Genomic DNA, 21,209 nt, shown 5'->3' on the forward strand with positions numbered 1-21,209 from the left:
TGAGCCCGATAAGCTGTTTCTCTTTATAAACACATATAGAAAGTGGTTGCGGGAGCCGGATTTGAACCGACGACCTTCGGGTTATGAGCCCGACGAGCTACCATGCTGCTCCATCCCGCGTCCGATTGTTGCTGTTAATAACTATTTTAATTCTGTCATCTAAGAATTGGTAGCGGAAGCCAGATTGCTAATGTTAAATCAGCGACGACCTTCGCCTGTTGTTTATAAGGAGTTGGGCCCGATAAGCTGTTTCTCGTTATAAACACATATAGAAAGTGGTTGCGGGAGCCGGATTTGAACCGACGACCTTCGGGTTATGAGCCCGACGAGCTACCATGCTGCTCCATCCCGCGTCCGATATCTATCTGTATTACTTTACTATTTTGCTTTTAAATGGTTGCGGGAGCAGGATTTGAACCTACGACCTTCGGGTTATGAGCCCGACGAGCTACCATGCTGCTCCATCCCGCGTCCGTCTTCAAAGCGGGGCAGACTATAACGGCAGCGCCTTGGCATTGCAAGGACGAAGATCGAAAAAGGTGGTGAACGCTTAAATATAAAGCGGAGTGGGGGGCTTTCATACAATTTAAACATAAGTTAGGGATTTTTCGTTGATTATCTTAAGTCGAGGATGAGACTAAATGGGGTTTCGACTAATAACTGTTTATCTTTTATGTATTCGAGCAGGTATAATGTCGCTTTGATTTTGACTGCGTACTGATTATCCCATGCTTAATTTTTTTGCCGCCGCCCCTAAGGGCTTTGAATATAGCTTAGCCCAAGAGCTGACAGAATTTGGTGCGACTGAAGTAAAAGAGAGTGTTGCTGGTGTGTATTTCACTGCCCCCTTAGCTTTAGCGTATCGGATTACTTTATGGACACGTTTAGCCAGCCGTATCGTGTTGGTTATCTATAAAGGTAGCTGCGAGTCGGCAGAGCAACTTTATAATGCCGCCTATTGTGTCGATTGGCCGGCGCATTTTTCCAATAAAAGCACTTTTAGTATCGATTTTCATGGTACGGGTGGTTTTATCAATAATACCCAGTTCGGCGCACTTAAGATTAAAGACGCGGTTGTGGATAGATTCCGGGACGATGAGGTTGAGCGCCCAAATGTGTCACGCGTCGATGCTGACTTTAAAGTTGATGCCCATTTTCGTAATGGCGTAATCACGATTGCGATGAACTTCTCTGGTCCATCATTGCATCAACGTGGCTATCGTTCTACTACTGGCGAAGCGCCTCTGAAGGAAAACTTAGCCGCCAACATGTTAGTACGCAGTGGCTGGCAAGCAGCGCCTTCGACCTTGCTCGATCCTTTCTGTGGTAGTGGAACTGTGCTGATTGAAGCGGCTTTAATGGCGGCCGATATTGCCCCAGGCTTACAGCGTAGCCGTTTTGGGTTTGAACATTGGCGTCGTCATGATAAAGCTGTGTGGCAAGAAATCGTTGAAGAAGCAAAAGCGCGTGCCTCATTAGGCGTGAAACGTTGCGAGATTAAATTCTACGGCTCAGATATCGATTCGCGCTTAGTCGCGTTAGCCAAACGTAATGCCGAAAATGCCGGTGTACTCGAGTTAATTGAGTTTCAAGTTGCAGATGCGTTGACGATAACGCCGCCTGCAGAAAGTGGATATTTGATCACTAACCCTCCTTATGGTGAACGTTTAGGCAATGTGTCTGAGTTATTGCAGCTTTACTATCAGCTAGGCGACAAGTTTAAGAAAGAGTTTGGCGGCTGGAAAGTGGCCATGCTGTGTAGTGATATTGAGCTGGTATCATCACTTAAGCTTAAAGCCGACAAACAGATGAAGATGTTCAACGGTGCCCTAGAATGTGCCTTTAACATTTATACCTTGCATGCGACCAGTACACGCCGTGATACGCCAGTGCTGCCAGACGGCGTCGACATTGCCGATATCGCCCCTGCATTTGCTAACCGCATTAAGAAAAATGCCAAGTCATTAGAAAAATGGGCGAAAAAAGAAGGCATCGACAGCTATCGTATTTATGATGCCGACATTCCTGAATACAACGTCGCAGTAGATAAGTATTTAGATTACGTGATTATTCAAGAATATATGGCGCCAGCAACTATACCAGAAGCCGTAACCAAGCGTCGTTTAAGCGATGTATTGTTAGCACTGCCGTCGGCCATTGGTATCAATCCGAACAAGATGATTATGAAGACGCGTGAGCGTCAAAAGGGCACTAGTCAGTATCAAAAGCTGGATGAGCGTAAGTTAGAGCTTATCACTACTGAATATGGCGCTAAGTTCAAACTGAACTTAACTGGTTATTTGGATACAGGTTTATTCCTCGATCACAGATTGACACGCCGTTTAGTCGGTCAAAAATCTAAGGGACGCCGTGTACTTAACCTGTTCTCTTACACAGGTTCTGCTTCTGTGCATGCGGCGCTTGGTGGGGCTAAATCGGTGACGACGGTGGATATGTCAAATACCTATATTGCTTGGGCGAAGGACAACTTTGCACTCAATGGACTGCAAGGTAAGCAGTATGAGTTTGTTCAATCTGACTGCATGCAGTGGATCCGTGATTGCCGTGAACAGTACGATCTGATTTTTATCGATCCGCCGACCTTCTCAAATTCTAAGCGTATGGAAGATTCATTCGATGTGCAGAGAGACCATGTGAACTTACTGGCATCCTTAGTGAAACTGCTTAGCCCAACGGGCGAGCTAGTGTTCTCTAATAATAAACGTAAGTTTAAGATGGACATAGAGGCGCTGACAAAGATGAACATTAATGTGAAGAACATTGATGACGTGACTTTGCCTATGGACTACAAACGTAATCCACATATTCATAATACTTGGCTTATCACCCATGCCTGAGTTGACTCAAGCAGAATTAGATAATAGGCATTATCTGCTATATCACACAGAGGGATGTCATCTGTGTGAACTGGCCGCAGCCTTATTGGCAGCGGCTGACATTGGCTATCGGGCCATAGATATTTGTGACGATGAATACCTCGCGCAGCGTTATGGCGTATCGATCCCTGTGCTTAAAGCTTGGGATGGTAGAGAATTACATTGGCCATTTAACGCAACGCAATTACAAGAGTTTACAGGAGCTTAGTTTGAGTCTGGTTCGTATCAATAGTGGCTCTTTAGCCTATGGTTACACTCCGTTGTTACAAAAAGCGGATTTTACTATTCAACGCGGTGAGCGCGTGTGTATTGTTGGCCGTAATGGTGCTGGCAAGTCGAGTTTATTAAAAGTGTTATCTGGTGATGTACTGCTGGATGAAGGCGAATTCAACATCGCTGGTAATGTGACCGTTAGCCGTCTACAACAAGATCCGCCAAAGGCTGAGCAAGGCACGGTATACGCTTATATTGCTGCGGGATTAAAGGAAGTGGGCGAGGCGCTTGAGCGTTATCATCAACTGTCCCACGATGTGGCCCATGCCGATCCCGAGCAAATGGATCGTATGCTGAATGAAATGCAAGGTCTGCAAGAAACCTTAGACCACTATAATGGATGGCAGCTAGATTCTCGCATCCAACAAAACTGCGAATTATTAGGACTCGATCCTGACAAATCCTTGAGCGAGTTATCGGGTGGTTGGCAGCGTAAAGTGGCGTTAGCCAGAGCACTGGTGAGCGAGCCAGATCTGTTGTTACTTGATGAACCGACCAACCATTTAGACATAGACACTATCGAGTGGCTTGAAAAGTTTTTACTCGATTATCAAGGCGCTATCGTCTTTATCAGCCACGATAGGGGCTTTATTGCCCGTATGGCGACGCGGATTGTCGATTTAGACCGTGGCGTGGTGACCTCATGGCCGGGCAACTATCAAATGTATCTTGATGGTAAGCAAGAATGGTTGCGCGTCGAAGCTGAGAAAAATGCCTTGTTTGACAAGCGTCTCGCCGATGAAGAAGTGTGGATCCGTCAAGGCGTTAAAGCCAGACGTACCCGTAACGAAGGTCGAGTTCGCGCACTTAAGGCGCTACGTGAAGAGCGAAGTGAACGTTTGAATCGTCAAGGCAATGCTAAAATGGCAGTATCGGATACTGAACGTTCTGGTAAGTTAGTCTTTGATGTGACCGATCTTAACTTCAATCTGCCCGATAAAAATCTGGTTAAAAACTTTAATACAACTGTTATCCGCGGTGACCGTATTGCGCTGATTGGGCCAAACGGTTGTGGTAAATCAACCTTGATCAAGCTGTTAATCGAGAAGCTGCAACCGCAATCGGGCGAAATTAAAGTCGGTACTAAGCTCGAAATCGCTTATTTCGACCAATATCGTGAAGCGTTAGATCCTGAGCAAACCGTTGAAGATAACGTTGGTGAAGGTAAAAAGACTATCACGATCAATGGTCAAGACCGCCACATTTTAAGTTATTTGCAGGACTTCTTGTTCTCGCCTATGCGTGCCAGAACGCCAGTGAAAGCGCTGTCGGGTGGTGAGAAGAACCGTTTGTTATTGGCTAAGTTATTAATTCGCCCTGCAAACTTAATCATTCTCGATGAGCCAACTAACGATCTTGATATTGAGACCTTAGAATTGCTAGAGTCGTTGCTCACTGAATACCAAGGTACGTTGTTGCTAGTGAGCCATGATAGGGCATTTATCGACAATACTGTGACCAGTAGCTGGTGGTATGCGGGTAATGGCCATTGGAGCGAGTATGTAGGTGGTTATCAAGATGCCGTGAACCAAGGGGCAAAGTTTTATTCTGAGGAACCTAGTTCGCAAAAGGCGGTCGAAGCTCCTGCGGTTGAAACTAAACCCGTTGAAGTTAAAACTGTAGAACCTGTGAAAGTGGTAAAAAAACTGTCGTATAAGCTACAGCGTGAGTTAGAGTCGCTACCTAATGTGATGGAGCAATTGGAGGCAGAAATTCTCGCATTCCAGACCACTATTGGACATTCAGACTTTTATAGTCAGGCGCAGGATAAAGTCAATCAGGTATTGAGTCAGTTGGCTGATAAAGAAAAGCAATTGGAAGTTTGCTTCGAGCGTTGGGAAGAGCTTGAGTCACTGAAGTAAACCAATAATAAAAATGGGAATAGAATTAATGAAGTCAAAGTTGGATAAAGCCCTTTCCTTGGTTGCCTTAGGTGTCCTTGGTGTATTAAACAGTGCCCATGCTGCACCTGTCTATGAAATCGTTAATATCGATAATTATGACCTGCAGGGCACGCTTGAAGGCACTCGTAACGGTTATGCTTTAGGTGTAAATGCTAGTGGTGAATTAGTCGGTATTTCAAAGGGTAAGAAAAAACTCAGCAGTTCAGATGTCGAAGGCGGCGTGATTGATGTTGCCGATGGTATCGCACCGGAAGAAACCATTACGTATTCGATAGATAAAGCAATTATTGCCAATAACTTTGCCTTTATTGCTAAGGAAAATGACGATACATCTAACCCTTGGACCCCCAATTTTGACAGCATTAATGGGACTACAGCACCAAGTGATACTACTGTGATTAACTCTGTTGATACCTTTTATTACGGTATTAATGATGCCGGTATTAAAGTGGGCAGCATGACTGCGCCTGAAAAGAAAACAGAGAACACTGCAACTACTGATGTTACCGATGATTACTGGTATTACCGCGACTATGAGCTCCGCGGTGCGGTAAAAAATGGTGACACTCAAATTGATTTACCACCGCCGTATCATACATTTGTCAATCCTGATACCACTAACGCCATAAAAGAGGTTAAGTTAGGTGGATGGTCTGCAGCAACGGCGGTTAATAACAATAATTTAGTAGCAGGCTACGCCAGTACTGCCATCAGTAAATATGGTAGTGAGCGTGTTACTTACTGTTTAAGTACCGATAATACTTTGCCTTTGGATGTATGCGTTCAACGTGAACAATACCCGAATACAACGGGTACACGTAATATTCAGTACCAGACCCGTGCCTATGTATGGCAAATTGACAATGATGTTGCTACTGGGACTGAGTTACCTTTGGGGCTGACTCCAGCGACAGATAATACCTTGACCTTTACCGCTCAAGCACTGGGTTTGAATGATAATGGTGTCGTTGTGGGTCGCTCACATGTTTATCGTGGTGGTGACACCAATAATTTGCGTCAAGATGCAGCTTATTGGGCTAAAGATACTGAAGGTAAATACCAATACCATTGGATCCCTATGGTCGATTCGATTTCTAGCTCTATTGCCTATGACATCAACGATAGTGGTATTCTTGTCGGTAGTTATCGCAGCTATATTCAAGGTTATTTGCGCGACAAGTTTTTCTATTTTGATACGAATCAAGCTGATGCAACAATAGTAACCCCGAATGATTTCGCCGCTTCTACAACGGATCTTTCGAGTAAACCAAAGGATATTAATAATAAAGGTCAAGTCGTAGGTTATATAGAAACCACCTATGATAAGGAAAAACCACGTCCTAAGGCGGGCTTCCTGTATGAGAAATCTACCGGTGAATTTAGTAACCTTAACAACTTGTTGACCTGTGAATCTAAGGGCTATGAAAAGGGCTCTGATGGCAATTGGACCCGTCATAAGGTTGAATTTACGGATGGTACTGGAAAAGTACTGACTTATAACAGTGATATTCTCGTTGTTGAAGCGACCAGCATTAATGAAGATGGCACCATTGTGGGAACTGCCTTTATTCGTAAGCCTTCTTTCCAGTTAGACTCTAATGGTAATATTATTGTTGGTGAGAATGGTGAACCACTATTTGAACTGAATGGTAATGGTGATCCAGTGACTGCTTATGTTCTACGTATGGTTGTGCTTAAACCTACAAGCAGTGGCGCAGCCTGTACTATGGATGATAGTCAAGATACCGGTAATTTTGAGCGTTCTGGTGCGGCAACGTTAGCTTGGTTATTTGCCTTGCCATTGGTGTGGTTCCGTCGTCGAATTCGTTAAGTTTTAAGCTTCAATTCAGACTAAAAAAATCGAGGCGAAATGCCTCGATTTTTTTTCGCTAAGATCTCAATAGTTTAATAAATAGTCAGTATAATAGCCGATTTTTTGATTGATCTTGGCGTCAAAAAGCACTATTTCTATGGGTGAAGCTTTTGCTTCTATTTTATGTAGAACAGAGGACGCTTGCATGAAAAGACAAAAACGAGATCGTTTAGACAGAGCTTTTTCAAAAGGATTCCAAGCTGGGGTTGGTGGACGCTCTAAGGAGCTCTGTCCATATGCAAATCTTGATTCGCGATCGCAGTGGTTAGGCGGTTGGCGTGAAGGTGTGGATGGCCGAGTTAATGGGCTATTTAATAAATAATTGAGTTTTACTCATTAATTAAATAGCCCAGAACAAGCAAAGTAATGCAGCATATTGCCCTCAGATGAGGGCATTTTTATATCTGTAGTACTGATATCTTCAGTGTATTGGAGTAAGACTGTTCAGAATGTAGACGTATCGCTAAAGACACCGACTTTAAGATCGGTTGCACTGTAGATTTGACGGCCATCAACTTCAAGGATTGCATCGGCAATACCCATCACCAGTTTACGGTGAATAGTACGCTTGATATTGAGTTTATAAGTGACTTTCTTAGCGCCTGGTAATACTTGACCCGTAAACTTCACTTCACCTACACCCAGAGCACGTCCTTTGCCTTCTGCGCCTTCCCAGCCTAGATAGAAGCCAACGAGTTGCCACATGGCATCAAGCCCTAAACAGCCAGGCATTACCGGGTCGGTAATAAAGTGGCAGTCAAAAAACCATAAGTCTGGATTAATATCGAGTTCAGCGACAATTTCACCTTTGCCAAACTCACCGCCATTATCATTGATAGTAACGATTCTATCTATCATCAGCATGTTATCGACAGGCAGACGAGGTGAGTTTGGACCAAATAATTTCCCATGGCCACAGGCGATGAGTTCTTCTTTATTGAAACTGTTTGCTTTGTTCATTGTTTTACTACTCCAGCAATAAGAGCCGCCAAGGTTAGCGAACACGTGTAAGCTAAACAACTCCGATCAGCTAATTAGCGGCGAAAAAATCCCAATTTTGCGAGTAATCTCGTGATTATGCCGATTTCCTCCTCGCCATTTCCTGCGAGCTTGTCTAATCGTTCCTGTACAAGGCCGTATAATGAATCATGTGGAAAATCATTATCTTCATCGGCTACACCCGCAGGCATTTGCATTAATAGCTCAACAGCTTGGTCCATATGCTCGATTGCATAGAGGTGAAATAAGCCTTTGCCTACAGCTGTAATCACTTTGGGATTGAGGTTAAGCTGTAACACGTTCGACTTGGGCATAATAACGCCTTGTTCTCCCGTGAGACCACGACGTTCACACAGATTAAAAAAGCCTTCAATTTTCTCGTTGATGCCACCAATCGCTTGCACATTACCAAATTGATCCAATGCACCAGTTATTGCCAGTGACTGAATAATGGGTTGTTCAGCAATCGCTGACATCAAACAGCAGTATTCGGCGAGTGATGCGCTATCACCATCAATTTCTTGATAGGATTGCTCGAAAACGATATTGGCATTTAGGTGTAATGGTGCATCTCGCCCAAAGATACGGTACAAACAGGCAGAAAGGATCATCATTCCTTTGGCATGTATATTGCCACCAAGTTCAGATTTTCTTTCGATATCGGCGACTTCACCATCACCGTAGTGAACAGATGCCGTGATCCGCGCTGGCTCACCATAACTGTAATCGATGGCATCAATGACAGTTAAGCCATTGATCTGACCAACCATAGCACCCGAAGTTGGCAGATTTATGAAGTTGTCATCGAAGCTTTGACCTGAATACTCTTCCGAGCTGTTATGACGATAGTTGGCTTGGGCTAACGCGAGCTCAATACTGCTCGCATTGATACTCGGTTTACCACAATAGGCTTTAGCTTGCACCATCAGTTGGGCAAACTCGAGCATAGACAAACTGAGGCGGCGCTGATGTTCAGTTAAACGTGCACTATAACGAAAAAGTGGCGCTAGGCTTGATTGTTCTAGAGTGACCTCGACACTTTGTGCAACCGCTTGCAACCATGCGACGTATTGTGACTCTGTATAACGGACCAAGTCGATTTCGCTAGCGAGTTCTGCTAGTAGGGTAAAGTGACGTTGAAATTGCCAATCCTCAGTTCTGACTTGGCTATAAATCATTCCTGCACCGATAAGGACAATTTTACAATTGAGCGGGATAGGACTTAAGTTATTACTAATCTGATACGCTTTATGGGTGAGGATTTGCATCACTAATTCCCATAAACCTTCACGTTTCCAAAGTGACTCGGCGCAAATAAATACATAATGACATTCGGCCAGAGCACCAGCTTGATACTGACTTGTTGTTCCTGTTTGTGCCATACGGCCAATGAGGTCTACACGGCGAATATTACCACTGAGGTAGCGATAGCGAGTCGTTTTTTCGGCAATACTGACCTGATTTTCCTGTGGTTTCTCTGATTGCCACTGAAATGTTGCCGCTTTGTCAGTCGGGCGTGTTGCCACTAAATAAGCTGGAGATAACGGCGCTAGGCTATCAATACAGGCTTGGATCATTAATTGGCGGTCAATGCTCGGGAAATCAGCCAGATACAAGTGCTGATCGACAATAGCTTGGTGGAGTTTAAACGCATCCACAGCACGCTCTTGTCCTAAGAGTAATGCGCTTAGATTGTCAGCCGTTTCGGGAAGGGTTGGCAGGCTAAATTCAGGTGCGAGTGAAGACGTGGGTATCAAGAGTGAATTCATATAAGCATTTACCGTGAAAAGTTGCAGTGATTTTACCATACCAAGGCGACAAGTCTCTCACTGTATAGGTGTTTTTACGTCTGTTTACTCGATTATTCGTTGAAACTGGCCATGTATTTGTTGTAAAAAACATCGGGGTGAACATAAGTTGAGCATTTGACTCGATATTTAAAAATTGAGGTTTACAAGTTAGCGGTATACTTATATTATTTTCGGCGTTCGGAGGGGTGGCAGAGTGGTTTAATGCACCGGTCTTGAAAACCGGCGTGGGTTTATAGCCCACCCAGGGTTCAAATCCCTGCTCCTCCGCCATATTAACGAGAAAGGCCATCAGTAATGATGGCCTTTTTTGTTTGTGTAATTTGAACCAAGGTTCCTTATTCTAAGCTCAGCTCCTACGTCATATTAAGTCAAAAAGCCGCTAAGCAATTAGCGGCTTTTTGCATTTATACAGTTTGAACCCTTGGGTTCCTGATTTGAAGCGCAGCTCCTGCGCCATATTCACGAGAAAGGCCATCAGTAATGATGGCCTTTTTTGTTTGTGCAATTTGAACCAAGGTTCCTCATTCTAAGTTCAGCTCCTCCGCCATATTTAGTCAAAAAGCCGCTAAGCAATTAGCGGCTTTTTGCATTTATACAGTTTGAACCTTTGGGTTCCTAATTTGAAGCGCAGCTCCTCTGCCATATTCACGAGAAAGGCCATCAGTAATGATGGCTTTTTTGTTTGTGCAATTTGAACCCTTGGGTTCCTGATTTGAAGCGGAGCTCCTCCGCCATATTCACGAGAAAGGCCATCAGTAATGATGGCCTTTTTTATCCGCGCTTCTCATTTATGGTCTACACTAAGTTTGTGGCCAAGTTAATGGTTTTTATGGCCTTTAAAATTTGCACTAGGATGGTGCGACGTATGATTCTCGACAGTCTTGGACCATACGGCCGAACAATTCTCCCATCTGGGTGACTTATTTTAAGTAGAGAAAGCTATGTTGTTACCTACACGTATTTCGCAGCGGCTCACAATGGGCAGTGTAGTGCTGCTTCTACTGACCGGGCTCGCAGTTTTTGGTGTGATGTCACTTCGAGGGCAGCCTCGAGTGGTGGCGGCGAGTCAAGAGTTAATTGAGCAAACGGGTAGCAGTATCGTAAGGCAACTCGCCCTTAAGTTGGCAAGCATTGAGGGGATTACTTTAAGCCTTGCACACCTCGCCGAAGTGTTGCCCCACGAGCAAGCTCTTTATCTTAATTCTTTACCTAATCTAATTGATAACAATGGCGATCTCACTATTGCTGGCGGTGGGATCTGGCCTGAGCCAGATAAATTCGTCGCTGGGGGTATCCGCCACAGTTTCTTCTGGGCCCGTGGTAGCGATAATCTACTGGCTTATTCGGATGACTATAATGCGCCATCTGGCCCTGGGTATCATAATGATCCTTGGTATACGGGCGCGCGGACTAGCTCAGTATCTCAATGTTTATGGTCAGAGGCTTATCAAGATCCAGTCACAAAGGTGGCTATGGTGACATGTAGTGTGCCATATCGTCTCACGGGGACATTTGCAGGGGTCGCAACGATAGATTTAAAACTTGATGATTTAGCCAAATTTTTAACAGAACATGGCAATGTAACTGACGGTTATGCTTTCGCTTTAGACCAAGCGGGTAATATCTTACATTTTCCTGAAACGAATAAGTCCGACACTATGTTGCGTTTTACGGATCTCGTCGGGCAGTTACCTTGGCTTGCCCCCGTTGAAACTGCACTTAAGCAAACCTCAATCAACAAAGTGGTGTCTGTAAGCTTAAATAAGGATGGAAGACTTAATCAGGCGAGTGAGGTGAGCCTTTTTGTAATGGCTGATACTGGATGGGTGATTGGCCTTGTGACGCCTAAAACGCGAGTCACAGGGCTTGCCCGTGAGCTGACATTTGATATTTTATTGTTTTTATTACCATTACTCGCCATTTTACTTTCTCTGGCTTGGTTATCGGGTAAAAAACTGTTGGCGCAACTTGAGGAAACCACAGATCAAATTGCTTCCCTTGGGAGCGGTAGTTTGGGGGCGAATGTTGAACTGCAAATTCAGCGGGATGATGAGATTGGTGCTTTGCGCCGAGCCGTAAACACCTATGCAGGGACGTTAAGGGCAATGTTAGATCTGATCACTCAAGAAGCGAAGAAAATTCAATTTGAGGCAACGCAATTAAGCGGACTTAGCCGTAAGTTAGCTCAGCGCGCAGAGCAACAGCGGCTGGAGAGTGCACAATTAGCCGCTGCGATAACGCAAATGTCTTCAAGCGCTATGGAAGTCGCGAATAATACCAATGACTGTGCTGCAACTGCGCAATCGTCTTTGATTGTAGTGCGAGAAGGGCAAACCCGTGTTGCAGCCAGCAATACTTCTATTGAGGCATTATCAGGAGAAATTGCCAACGCAACTAAGGTGATATCCCAATTGGCCCAAGACAGTCAAAAGGTGGGCGCTGTATTAGATGTGATTAAGGCGATTTCTGAGCAGACTAATTTGCTCGCTCTCAATGCGGCAATTGAGGCGGCTAGAGCGGGCGATCAGGGCCGCGGTTTTGCAGTCGTTGCTGATGAAGTTCGAACCCTTGCGGGGCGAACTCAAGATTCGGCCAATGAAATTAGTACCATGATTAACGCTTTGCAATCGGCTTCGCGGCTCGCTGTGCAAGCAATGCAAGCTGGGGAGTCCCGCACTGTCCATGCAGTTGCGGAGGCTGAGGGCGCTGCCAATTCTCTATCGAGTACCGTACAAAGTTTCGATGATATTTCACAGCGTGCCCAACAAATCGCGTTAGCTGCTCAGCAGCAAAGCCAAGTCACTCAAGAAATTAATGAGTTGGCGGTGCGAATAAATAGCATCAGTGAAGATAACTCTCTCGATGCAACGGCGCTTGATGTGTTAAGCCTTGAGATGCAGAAACTATCTGACCGTTTAATCAATATCAATCGAGCTTAGTCTTAATATAGTGTGAAGTGTGCCACCTTAAAATGGCGCTTCAACTGACAAGGGTGTCAAAGATAAGTTGAATAACGCGATATTTTTAAGCGGATTGGATGTAGATTGACCATGTAGATTGCTTCTTTAAATTAAGGGTTTACAGCAGAGTAGTAGATAGCTATTATCTCGCTCGTTCGGAGGGGTGGCAGAGTGGTTTAATGCACCGGTCTTGAAAACCGGCGTGGGTTTATAGCCCACCCAGGGTTCAAATCCCTGCTCCTCCGCCATATTTACGAGAAAGGCCATCAGTAATGATGGCCTTTTTTGTTTGTGCAATTTTCATTTCAGTTTTCTCATCCTAAGCCCTTTGTTGTTCACGGCTTTCGATTTAAGTGAATATGAAATAGTCAATCAACACTATTAACCATAAATTTAAGTTTACAGTGGCGACAGAGATAGCTATTATCTCGCTCGTTCGGAGGGGTGGCAGAGTGGTTTAATGCACCGGTCTTGAAAACCGGCGTGGGTTTATAGCCCACCCAGGGTTCAAATCCCTGCTCCTCCGCCATATTTTACAAAAAAGGCCATGTTTATTCATGGCCTTTTTTGTGTGTGAAATTTGAACTAGGGTTCTTCATTCTAAGCGTAGCTCCTACGCTTTTTTGCATTTAAGCTATTTAAAAACCTTAGGTTCCTGATTCTAAGCGTATCTCTTCTGCTATTTTCACGTGAAAGGCTAACAGTAATGATGGCCTTTTGTTTTTCTTGAACTGAAAAATTGCCTATATTTTCTGGATACTTTGATATCGATTTAACAGGGATTTTAGGCTGGTCATTCTGGGGTTATTGCTTCGTTTTTAAACGCTTTTTATTGGTATGCTATTCTGGAATCCTTCCTTTAAATATCATCTAGTTAACAATGTTGAATTTATGCTTTGCGAAATGGGGTTGTTGGGCTAAATTAGCCCTATGAACTCGTTATCCGTTTGCCATGTTGCTTTTTCTAACACACGGATCGAGCTGTAAATTGTAAAAGGTGGGTTAAGTTGATTTCGATATATTTGGTTGACGATCATGAGCTTGTGAGAACTGGGATCCGCCGCATCTTGGAAGATGAACGTGGGATCAAAGTCGTGGGCGAAGCCCCTGATGGTGAGACTGCGGTGCAGTGGGCTCGCCAAAATGAAGCGGATGTGATCTTAATGGATATGAATATGCCTGGGATGGGCGGATTGGAAGCCACTCGAAAAATTTTACGATATCAACCCCATGCAAAAATTATTGTATTAACTGTACACACGGAAGATCCGTTCCCAAGTAAGGTGATGCAGGCTGGCGCTTCGGGCTATTTAACAAAAGGAGCGACGCCGCCGGAAGTACTGCAAGCGATTCGTCAGGTCTCTCGCGGACAACGTTATTTGTCCCCAGAAATTGCCCAACAGATGGCGCTGAGCCAGTTTAATCCTGCCGATGAAAACCCGTTTAAATCTTTGTCCGAGCGTGAGTTACAGATCATGTTGATGATCACCAATGGCGAGAAGGTTAACGATATTTCTGAGCAACTGAACTTAAGTCCTAAAACCGTTAACAGTTACCGTTATCGTTTATTTGCTAAGCTGGGGATCAGTGGTGATGTCGAACTAACGCGGTTAGCTATTCGCTATAAGATGTTGGATGCTGGCCATTTTTAATGGAAAGTGGATTGCGTTGGTCGATGACTTTAATCTAGCGAGTTCCTGGGTTATATGTTCCTATGTTGTTTGTGTTAAGTCTCCAAAACTGTGGGTGTGAATGATGTCTAATGAATTTAACGCCCAAAGTTTCTTACGTACTGTTTCATCCTCCGCTGGGGTTTATCGCATGTATGACGTCAAGAATGACGTCATTTATGTGGGTAAAGCCAAAGATCTTAAAAAACGGCTCAGCTCGTATTTTCGTAAAAACCTCGGTAATGTTAAGACCCAAGCCTTAGTTTCACATATTCACCATATTGATGTGACGCTGACCCACAGTGAAACAGATGCTCTGTTACTTGAGAATGATTACATCAAGCAATACATGCCAAAATACAATGTGTTATTGCGTGATGACAAATCTTATCCTTACATCTTATTAAGCCAGCACGAACACCCAAGGCTCGCCTATCATCGCGGTCCGCAGCGGGAAAAAGGCCACTATTTTGGTCCTTATCCCAATGGCGGCGCCGTGCGTGAAAGCCTGCATTTGATGCAGAAGCTGTTTCCTATTCGTCAATGTGACGATCTTTACTACAAATCGCGCTCACGCCCTTGTTTGCAATATCAACTGTCTCGCTGTAGCGCGCCCTGCGTGGGCAAAGTCAGTAACGCTGATTATGATGAGCAAGTGAAATTAGCCAGCCTGTTTTTAAAGGGGAAAGATCAGCAAGTGATCAGCGCCTTGGTTGATAAAATGGAACTTGCGGCTGAGCAGCAGGCCTATGAACAGGCTGCACGATTTCGCGATCAGATCATGGCGCTGCGTAAAGTTGCCGAGCAACAGGAAGTCTCTAATAATAAAGGCGATATGGATGTTATTGGGGTGCATTATGCGTCAGGCATCGCCTGTTTCCACCTGCTATTTATCCGCGAAGGTAAAATTTTTGGCAGTCGTAGTTATTATCCTTCAGTGCCAGCCCAAACTGATATGGATGAAGTGCTGCGCTCCTTTATCCTACAGTTTTATTTAAATGCAGATATTCAACGCACGATTCCAAAAGAAGTGGTGATTAGCCATAATTTTGAAGAATTACATGAACTTGAAGCGGCGATTTCAGAGGCGCTAGATAAAAAGTTTTCGATTAAGACCAATGTTCGCGCCGACAGGGCGAGCTTCTTACGTTTAGCCGTGACCAATGCGACGAATGCAGTGGTTACGCGCTTGTCCCATAAGAACACCGTCGAACAGCGTTTTGTGTTACTCGAAGAAGTTTTAGAGTTGAGTGGGCCTATCCAGCGAATGGAATGTTTCGATATCAGTCATACCATGGGAGAGAGCACCGTTGCCTCCTGTGTGGTGTTTAATCGAGAAGGGCCGCACAAAGGCGAGTATCGTCGTTATAATATTGACGGTATTACACCGGGTGATGATTATGCGGCGATGAAGCAAGCGGTGAGCCGCCGTTTCGATAAGATTGAGGCAGGCGGTAAAATCCCTGACATTCTGTTTATCGATGGTGGACTCGGGCAGTTACGTATTGCCCAAAAGATAGTGGATGAAAAGTTTGTTCATTTGGATAAAGCGCCGCAGCTTATTGGGGTGGCGAAAGGTGAGGGCCGTAAACCTGGGCTTGAAACCTTGATCTTAGGGGATACCGAAACCAGCTTTTCCCTCGAAGGGGATTCGCCAGCACTGCACCTTATCCAACATATTCGTGATGAGTCTCATCGATTTGCAATCACTGGCCACCGTAATCGTCGCCAGAAAACCCGCAATACTTCAACACTGGAATCGATTCCTGGAATTGGTCCTAAACGTCGTAAAGCTTTGTTACAGCATTTAGGAGGCTTGCAGGAAGTGAAAGGGGCAAGTGTGGCGGAATTAGTCAAAGTACCAGGGATCAGCATAGAAATGGCACAAACCATTCATGATGCATTGCGAGGGTGATAAAATTAAGGCAAGATTGGCGCTGCTTTTGACTAACTGGTTTGATCATGCCGTTTAACTTACCTATAGCATTAACTCTTTTCAGGCTTTTTTTACTGCCCATTTTTGTGGTGCTGTTTTATTTACCCTATGACTGGACCCCTTTTGTTGCCGCATTTACCTTTTGGCTCGCGGCGTTAACGGATGCATTAGATGGTTATGCTGCCCGTAAATTGAAACAATTAACTCGTTTTGGCGCTTTTCTTGACCCAGTCGCTGATAAGTTGATGGTGATTACAGCTTTAGTTTTGTTGGTCGATCAATACGCGAATATCTGGCTGACATTGCCCGCCCTGTTTATGATTGGTCGCGAGATTGTCATTTCAGCGTTGAGGGAATGGATGGCTGAAATTGGTAAACGTGGTACTGTCGCCGTGTCTTGGATCGGTAAATATAAGACGGCTGCGCAAATGGTGGCAATTATTGGGCTGATTTGGCAATACAATCCTTTAATGACTAATGCCGCATTTGTACTGTTATATATCGCCGCTGTATTAACGTTTTGGTCAATGATGAGTTACATTTTAGCCGCTTGGAAAGATCTTACCGCTGAATAGTGCAATAAAAAATCAAAGAGATTATTTAGTGTGCAAGCAGTAAGTTATCGATAAAACAGCGGTTGACACTGGGTGGTAAATCGGTAGAATGCCACCCCGTAGACAAGAGGCAATGTGCAAACAAAGTCTTAACGTTACCAAATATTGATGTTTGATATTAGCTAGGTAATAAAGTGAAATGCTTTGTTTATCTGAGTGAATAGTAAAACAAGATGCGACATTAGCTCAGTTGGTAGAGCGATACCTTGCCAAGGTATAGGTCATCGGTTCGAACCCGATATGTCGCTCCAATATTTTTAAAGTCTAATTCTACTCAATATGAGTTAGCAACTATGGCGCGATGGCAGAATGGCTATGCTGCGGATTGCAAATCCGTCGATCTCGGTTCGACTCCGGGTCGCGCCTCCATAGATTAAAGTATTAATGACACGATTCCGTCGTTAATATCAAGAGTTTGGCCCGAGTGGTGGAATCGGTAGACACAAGGGATTTAAAATCCCTCGCTGGTAACAGCGTGCCAGTTCAAGTCTGGCCTCGGGTACCATTATTTTGATAGTGATGGTAAAAATAAAGTCTGAATCTTCAATAGGCTTTATTAAATAGATTTATTAGTGTTAAGCGTTAATGATGTAGAGTTAATAATATTTTTGACATGATTCCCGTCATGAATATTCAGCGTTTGCCCGAGTGGTGGAATCGGTAGACACAAGGGATTTAAAATCCCTCGCTGGTAACAGCGTGCCAGTTCAAGTCTGGCCTCGGGTACCAAAAAAGAAAAAGCCTCGATATTTATATCGAGGCTTTTTTGCATTTAGATTTCTACTTTTAGTCGGCATTCTTCGTGAGGGGTTTAAGGTCAAACTTGACTGACGCACTTAACTTACTGCTTACTTTAGTTCGCAGAGGTCCTTGCGGCGACGCACATCAGGAGAGGCTAATAACCCTAAAATCACACAATAGTGCTACGTTTTAAGCTGATAGTGTCATTTTGAAGTAAGCCAGCAGTTATGCTGGCAGAGAAGTCGAGCGATAAGGTATGGGATTATGTTTGCTGAAAAGCAGATCGTGAGTTTTTAGCTTTGGCTTGTTCTATTTATGCTAGAGATAAAACCTATAAATAGTAAGCCTATAAATAAAACCCTAGGCATAAAAAAACGCCAGTAAAAACTGGCGTTTTTATTCATTTACTCAGTCAGTTTATGTTTGTTAGACAGTGATACTAGTGAATATTAGCTTATTGCCAATCATCGCTATTCCAGCGGTACAGCCAAGTCGCTGCAAGTGGTTTATCGTCTTTCTTAAGCTGTATTCTCAGTTCGGCTACATTGGTACTTTCTGGTTCGAAGCTGATAAATACTCGAGCGCCATTGATGTCTGGGTGGGCGACAATCCGAGACGACAGGATTTTACCTTTGCTGATGCTGGCATCGATGATAATTTTATCAATATCTTGCGGCTTGATGTTACTGAAATCAATAAGTAATTCTTTGCCTTTTGCTAAGACTTGCCCCTTAGTACTGCGAACAACACGTGCTTTTGACGCCGTAGACGGGCTGTCGTTTGAGGCTGTTATGCGATAGGAGTATTTATAGGGCTGATCCTTTTTCAGTCCGCCTTGCGGCTCCCAATAGGCAACTATGTTGTCGTTGGTTTCAGCATTAGAGGGAATTTCAAGCAACACCAGTTGGCCTTTGCCCCAATCATTGAGGGGTTCAATCCATGCAGAAGGTCGAAGTTGATAGTTTGCACTCAGATCTTGATAGTCTTCAAATTTACGATGGCGCTGGATAAGACCAAACCCCTTTATATCTTCATCGCCAAAAGCACTGATCTGCAGTTTGTTAGGATTATTTAATGGACGCCATAGGCGCTCGCCATTACCGCGATCGATTTGTAGGCCGTCGGAGTTATGTACTTGTGGGCGGTAATCGGGTTTATCTGAGTTATCGAGTCCGCCAAAGAGGAACATAGAGGTCAGCGGTGCAAGACCAACATGTTGGATATCTTTGCGTGGGAATAAGGTTACATCCACTTCGACACGTGATGGTGCGCCGGGATAAATACCAAAACGATAGGCGCCAGTGACACTTTGACTATCTAGCAGAGCATGAACCACAATTGCCGTCTGATATTTAGATGGGCGCTCGACCCAGAAACGCTTAAACAGGGGATATTCTTCACCTTTTGGCTGAGCGACATCAATCGCTAAACCACGATTAGACAAGCCATAGGTTTGCCCTTTAGAGAGCACGCGAAAATAGCTCGCACCTTGAAACATGATGAATTCATCTTTTATTTCATCATCATTGATAGGGTAATGTAAACGCACACCCGCGTATTGGCCCACCTGAGTGATGAGTTTTTCAATGGTGTCGTTAGGGACATCGAACGAAGCTTCTGTTAGCTCAATTGGAATAGCTTTGCTGTTTTCGACCACGTCGATATCGACAAGGTTTTTATAGAGAAAGCCTGGAGCAAAAAGTTGTACCGAAAATTTGGTCGGTGTTCCGCCCCAAATCGCGGCATTTTCTTGGTAATTGATTTTGCCATAGGTTGCGAAATCGAGATCAACCAGTTCTTTAGGTGCTTTTTTCGCTTCTTTAAATGGCTTTTGCGACAGTTGTTGAGCGAGTTCAATAACTGTGTCTTGGGAGAATTTTTTAGATTTCTTCTCTGGTGCTGGCGTTGGTGTTGTCTCTGCCGCTGCGGCATTGACGTTGTTTATGCCGACGACATAGACGATGGCGGTCAAGATGACAAAAGGTAGTTTTTTGAGTAATGCCGGATAACCGGTAGGGTAATTCATCATAAGATTCATTCGCAAAATGGAAACTCCTTACTAAAATGACGCTGATTCATAGGCACAATGTATGCTTCAGTCTATCTAATCCCTAAATATTAATAACTTGTCTGCTATAAAATCCTCAGTCGTGGGATTCGAGTAGCTGAGGTGAGGGATAATTTTACCTGCGTAGCTGGAGATTTGTAACATAAATTATGCTTGGCGCTATTTTAGGTGCCGTTCTCAATACTTTGCGGTGTGATATTACGATAAGTAATCGCAATTGGTACTGCAGTAAAAACTGTCTTGGCTGAGCTAACACTGTTCTCATAGAATTCAGTGGCGTTTTTACACAAAATTGGTGCAGTTGAATCGAGAATGTTAATTAAAAACTTACAATATCAAATAGTTAATCTTAATTATTGCTAATGAGTGATTTAGGCTCACGGTGTTAACTGTGAGCCCATTTAGATATGCTAACGTGGATATTATGACTTGAGTAAGTGCGATAGGTCACTGCCCACAGGGATTGGGATCTCTTGTTGCTCACCACAGAATAAATACGCAGGTTTGTCACCTAAGAGTGATAGTGTGTCTCCTTGTCGCCACAAAGCTGAGCCTTCAACTATGCCGATCACTGGGGTTAATGGGTCGACTTTAGTGAATTCTAATAATCGCTGGGCACGGGTTTCACCATTGTGGCCCGGTGCTTGGTAATTGGAATAGTGTGGATTGAGCTGGAACGGCACTAAGTTTAATGCGTTGAACGAAGGCGGTTCGATGATCGGCATATCATTAGTGGTGCGAATACTCAGTCCCGATACGTTTGAACCCGCACTCCAGCCGATATAAGGTTTACCAAGGGCGACTTGCTCACGAATAAGCGCGACCAGATCATAATGATATAGTTGGTGTAACAGGTGAAAGGTATTACCCCCACCGATTAAAATTCCATCGGCATCTTTTATTGCTTGTTTAGGGTCTGGATGCTGATGAATACCACTGATATCGAGTTCAAGCTCAGCTAGCCCAGTCACGACAGATGCTAAATAAGTGTCATAACTCATGCTAACCCCTGCATAGGGGATAAAAATCCATTTTTGTGCGTTGGCGGTGAGCGGTTTAATAAAAGGGAGCGCGTGGGCAAGATAAGGCGTATCACCGACACGAGAGCTGCTCAGTAGTAGGGCGTTGATTGTCATTTTGTATCCTGAAATCTCGGAGTGTATTGGTATGTTAACAAAGATTAATTCCGATAAACATAGAGAGTTAAAGCAGAATTGCGCCATAGCACGGCTAGCGGTGGTGTTTTTCAAGATAGTGATCCCCACCAAGATGGAGCGTTCTGGGCATTCTACTTCTGTGTGGCATCAATGCAAAAGTCAGAGATTGATGCGCCTTGAATTAAAGCTCTCAGAACGCGATGAAACTCGTATCTTGAGGTTGCTTGGGCATAAGTTTAAGTTTCGATTAATATACTGTCCCTAGACTCTCGGCCATGAAAGGCAGTGTCTATATACGAGAAAAAT

13 protein-coding genes and 10 tRNA genes are annotated in these 21,209 nt (G+C 44.2%); 16 read left to right on the forward strand and 7 right to left on the reverse strand.

Annotated features, from left to right (window positions below; translation table 11 throughout):
- Positions 1 to 43: 43 nt before the first annotated feature.
- The 3 genes from KFE26_RS08540 to KFE26_RS08550 form a co-directional block, all read right to left on the reverse strand.
- Positions 44 to 120: transfer RNA gene (locus KFE26_RS08540), tRNA-Met, on the reverse strand.
- 156 nt (positions 121 to 276) lie between these two features.
- A tRNA-Met gene (locus KFE26_RS08545) sits at positions 277 to 353 on the reverse strand.
- A gap of 41 nt (positions 354 to 394) precedes the next feature.
- Positions 395 to 471: transfer RNA gene (locus KFE26_RS08550), tRNA-Met, on the reverse strand.
- Positions 472 to 728: 257 nt separating this feature from the next.
- Here KFE26_RS08550 and rlmKL point away from each other — a divergent pair.
- The 5 genes from rlmKL (at position 729) to rmf (ending at position 7,269) form a co-directional block, all read left to right on the forward strand.
- Positions 729 to 2,858 carry a bifunctional 23S rRNA (guanine(2069)-N(7))-methyltransferase RlmK/23S rRNA (guanine(2445)-N(2))-methyltransferase RlmL gene (gene rlmKL, locus KFE26_RS08555; protein WP_212600162.1) on the forward strand — a complete coding sequence of 710 codons (2,130 nt, stop codon included), beginning with the start codon at positions 729 to 731 and terminating at the stop codon, positions 2,856 to 2,858.
- Complete coding sequence (locus tag KFE26_RS08560; RefSeq protein WP_113940891.1) at positions 2,851 to 3,105, forward strand: glutaredoxin family protein; 255 nt, start codon at positions 2,851 to 2,853, stop codon at positions 3,103 to 3,105. Before rlmKL ends, KFE26_RS08560 begins: the two co-directional genes overlap by 8 nt.
- Before the next feature lies 1 nt (position 3,106).
- Positions 3,107 to 5,032, forward strand: coding sequence for an ABC transporter ATP-binding protein (locus tag KFE26_RS08565; RefSeq protein ID WP_212600163.1), 1,926 nt, complete (start codon positions 3,107 to 3,109; stop codon positions 5,030 to 5,032).
- 28 nt (positions 5,033 to 5,060) lie between these two features.
- Positions 5,061 to 6,905, forward strand: a complete 1,845-nt coding sequence (locus KFE26_RS08570) for a DUF3466 family protein (RefSeq protein WP_212600164.1) — start codon at positions 5,061 to 5,063, stop codon at positions 6,903 to 6,905.
- A gap of 187 nt (positions 6,906 to 7,092) precedes the next feature.
- On the forward strand, positions 7,093 to 7,269 hold the full coding sequence (rmf, locus tag KFE26_RS08575) for a ribosome modulation factor (protein ID WP_006082074.1): 177 nt from the start codon (positions 7,093 to 7,095) through the stop codon (positions 7,267 to 7,269).
- 122 nt (positions 7,270 to 7,391) lie between these two features.
- Here the strand turns inward: rmf and fabA are convergent, their stop codons facing one another.
- Positions 7,392 to 7,907, reverse strand: a complete 516-nt coding sequence (fabA, locus tag KFE26_RS08580; RefSeq protein ID WP_028759638.1) for a bifunctional 3-hydroxydecanoyl-ACP dehydratase/trans-2-decenoyl-ACP isomerase — start codon at positions 7,905 to 7,907, stop codon at positions 7,392 to 7,394.
- Between the two features lie 74 nt (positions 7,908 to 7,981).
- Positions 7,982 to 9,715: an AAA family ATPase gene (locus KFE26_RS08585; protein ID WP_113940941.1), complete on the reverse strand. Its 1,734-nt coding sequence runs from the start codon at positions 9,713 to 9,715 to the stop codon at positions 7,982 to 7,984.
- A gap of 221 nt (positions 9,716 to 9,936) precedes the next feature.
- On the opposite strand from KFE26_RS08585, the gene KFE26_RS08590 reads away from it, so the two are divergent.
- The 11 genes from KFE26_RS08590 to KFE26_RS08640 all read left to right on the forward strand — a co-directional run bounded on the left by KFE26_RS08590 (position 9,937) and on the right by KFE26_RS08640 (position 17,666).
- Positions 9,937 to 10,027, forward strand: a tRNA-Ser gene (locus KFE26_RS08590).
- 671 nt (positions 10,028 to 10,698) lie between these two features.
- A complete protein-coding gene (locus KFE26_RS08595; protein WP_212600165.1) occupies positions 10,699 to 12,696 on the forward strand; it encodes a methyl-accepting chemotaxis protein in 1,998 nt (665 codons plus the stop codon).
- Between the two features lie 178 nt (positions 12,697 to 12,874).
- Positions 12,875 to 12,965 (forward strand) — tRNA-Ser (locus tag KFE26_RS08600).
- Positions 12,966 to 13,155: 190 nt separating this feature from the next.
- A tRNA-Ser gene (locus KFE26_RS08605) sits at positions 13,156 to 13,246 on the forward strand.
- A gap of 478 nt (positions 13,247 to 13,724) precedes the next feature.
- The gene (gene uvrY, locus KFE26_RS08610) at positions 13,725 to 14,369 is read left to right on the forward strand and encodes a UvrY/SirA/GacA family response regulator transcription factor (protein ID WP_006082070.1); all 645 of its coding nucleotides are present in this window, start codon (positions 13,725 to 13,727) and stop codon (positions 14,367 to 14,369) included.
- A gap of 103 nt (positions 14,370 to 14,472) precedes the next feature.
- Positions 14,473 to 16,302, forward strand: a complete 1,830-nt coding sequence (gene uvrC, locus KFE26_RS08615; RefSeq protein WP_212600166.1) for an excinuclease ABC subunit UvrC — start codon at positions 14,473 to 14,475, stop codon at positions 16,300 to 16,302.
- 47 nt (positions 16,303 to 16,349) lie between these two features.
- Positions 16,350 to 16,898 carry a CDP-diacylglycerol--glycerol-3-phosphate 3-phosphatidyltransferase gene (gene pgsA, locus KFE26_RS08620; RefSeq protein ID WP_028759642.1) on the forward strand — a complete coding sequence of 183 codons (549 nt, stop codon included), beginning with the start codon at positions 16,350 to 16,352 and terminating at the stop codon, positions 16,896 to 16,898.
- Between the two features lie 214 nt (positions 16,899 to 17,112).
- A tRNA-Gly gene (locus tag KFE26_RS08625) sits at positions 17,113 to 17,188 on the forward strand.
- Between the two features lie 44 nt (positions 17,189 to 17,232).
- Positions 17,233 to 17,306: transfer RNA gene (locus tag KFE26_RS08630), tRNA-Cys, on the forward strand.
- A 49-nt stretch (positions 17,307 to 17,355) separates the two neighbouring features.
- Positions 17,356 to 17,442 (forward strand) — tRNA-Leu (locus KFE26_RS08635).
- A gap of 137 nt (positions 17,443 to 17,579) precedes the next feature.
- Positions 17,580 to 17,666, forward strand: a tRNA-Leu gene (locus KFE26_RS08640).
- Between the two features lie 466 nt (positions 17,667 to 18,132).
- Here KFE26_RS08640 and KFE26_RS08645 read toward each other — a convergent pair.
- Complete coding sequence (locus KFE26_RS08645) at positions 18,133 to 19,716, reverse strand: glucan biosynthesis protein G (protein WP_249195627.1); 1,584 nt, start codon at positions 19,714 to 19,716, stop codon at positions 18,133 to 18,135.
- A 452-nt stretch (positions 19,717 to 20,168) separates the two neighbouring features.
- Positions 20,169 to 20,882: a dipeptidase PepE gene (gene pepE / locus KFE26_RS08650; RefSeq protein ID WP_168825265.1), complete on the reverse strand. Its 714-nt coding sequence runs from the start codon at positions 20,880 to 20,882 to the stop codon at positions 20,169 to 20,171.
- Between the last annotated feature and the right edge of the window lie 327 nt (positions 20,883 to 21,209).

Origin of the sequence: Shewanella sp. M16 (assembly GCF_018224605.1) — a bacterium.
Lineage (GTDB): Bacteria > Pseudomonadota > Gammaproteobacteria > Enterobacterales > Shewanellaceae > Shewanella > Shewanella oncorhynchi.

Bases quoted from the DNA above. Each gene is read 5' to 3' on its own strand.
- rlmKL (WP_212600162.1), top strand. From the start codon at position 729: ATGCTTAATTTTTTTGCCGCCGCCCCTAAGGGCTTTGAATATAGCTTA.
- KFE26_RS08560 (WP_113940891.1), top strand. From the start codon at position 2,851: ATGCCTGAGTTGACTCAAGCAGAATTAGATAATAGGCATTATCTGCTA.
- KFE26_RS08570 (WP_212600164.1), top strand. From the start codon at position 5,061: ATGAAGTCAAAGTTGGATAAAGCCCTTTCCTTGGTTGCCTTAGGTGTC.
- rmf (WP_006082074.1), top strand. From the start codon at position 7,093: ATGAAAAGACAAAAACGAGATCGTTTAGACAGAGCTTTTTCAAAAGGA.
- fabA (WP_028759638.1), bottom strand. From the start codon at position 7,907: ATGAACAAAGCAAACAGTTTCAATAAAGAAGAACTCATCGCCTGTGGC.
- KFE26_RS08585 (WP_113940941.1), bottom strand. From the start codon at position 9,715: ATGAATTCACTCTTGATACCCACGTCTTCACTCGCACCTGAATTTAGC.
- KFE26_RS08595 (WP_212600165.1), top strand. From the start codon at position 10,699: ATGTTGTTACCTACACGTATTTCGCAGCGGCTCACAATGGGCAGTGTA.
- uvrC (WP_212600166.1), top strand. From the start codon at position 14,473: ATGTCTAATGAATTTAACGCCCAAAGTTTCTTACGTACTGTTTCATCC.
- pgsA (WP_028759642.1), top strand. From the start codon at position 16,350: ATGCCGTTTAACTTACCTATAGCATTAACTCTTTTCAGGCTTTTTTTA.
- KFE26_RS08645 (WP_249195627.1), bottom strand. From the start codon at position 19,716: ATGAATCTTATGATGAATTACCCTACCGGTTATCCGGCATTACTCAAA.
- pepE (WP_168825265.1), bottom strand. From the start codon at position 20,882: ATGACAATCAACGCCCTACTACTGAGCAGCTCTCGTGTCGGTGATACG.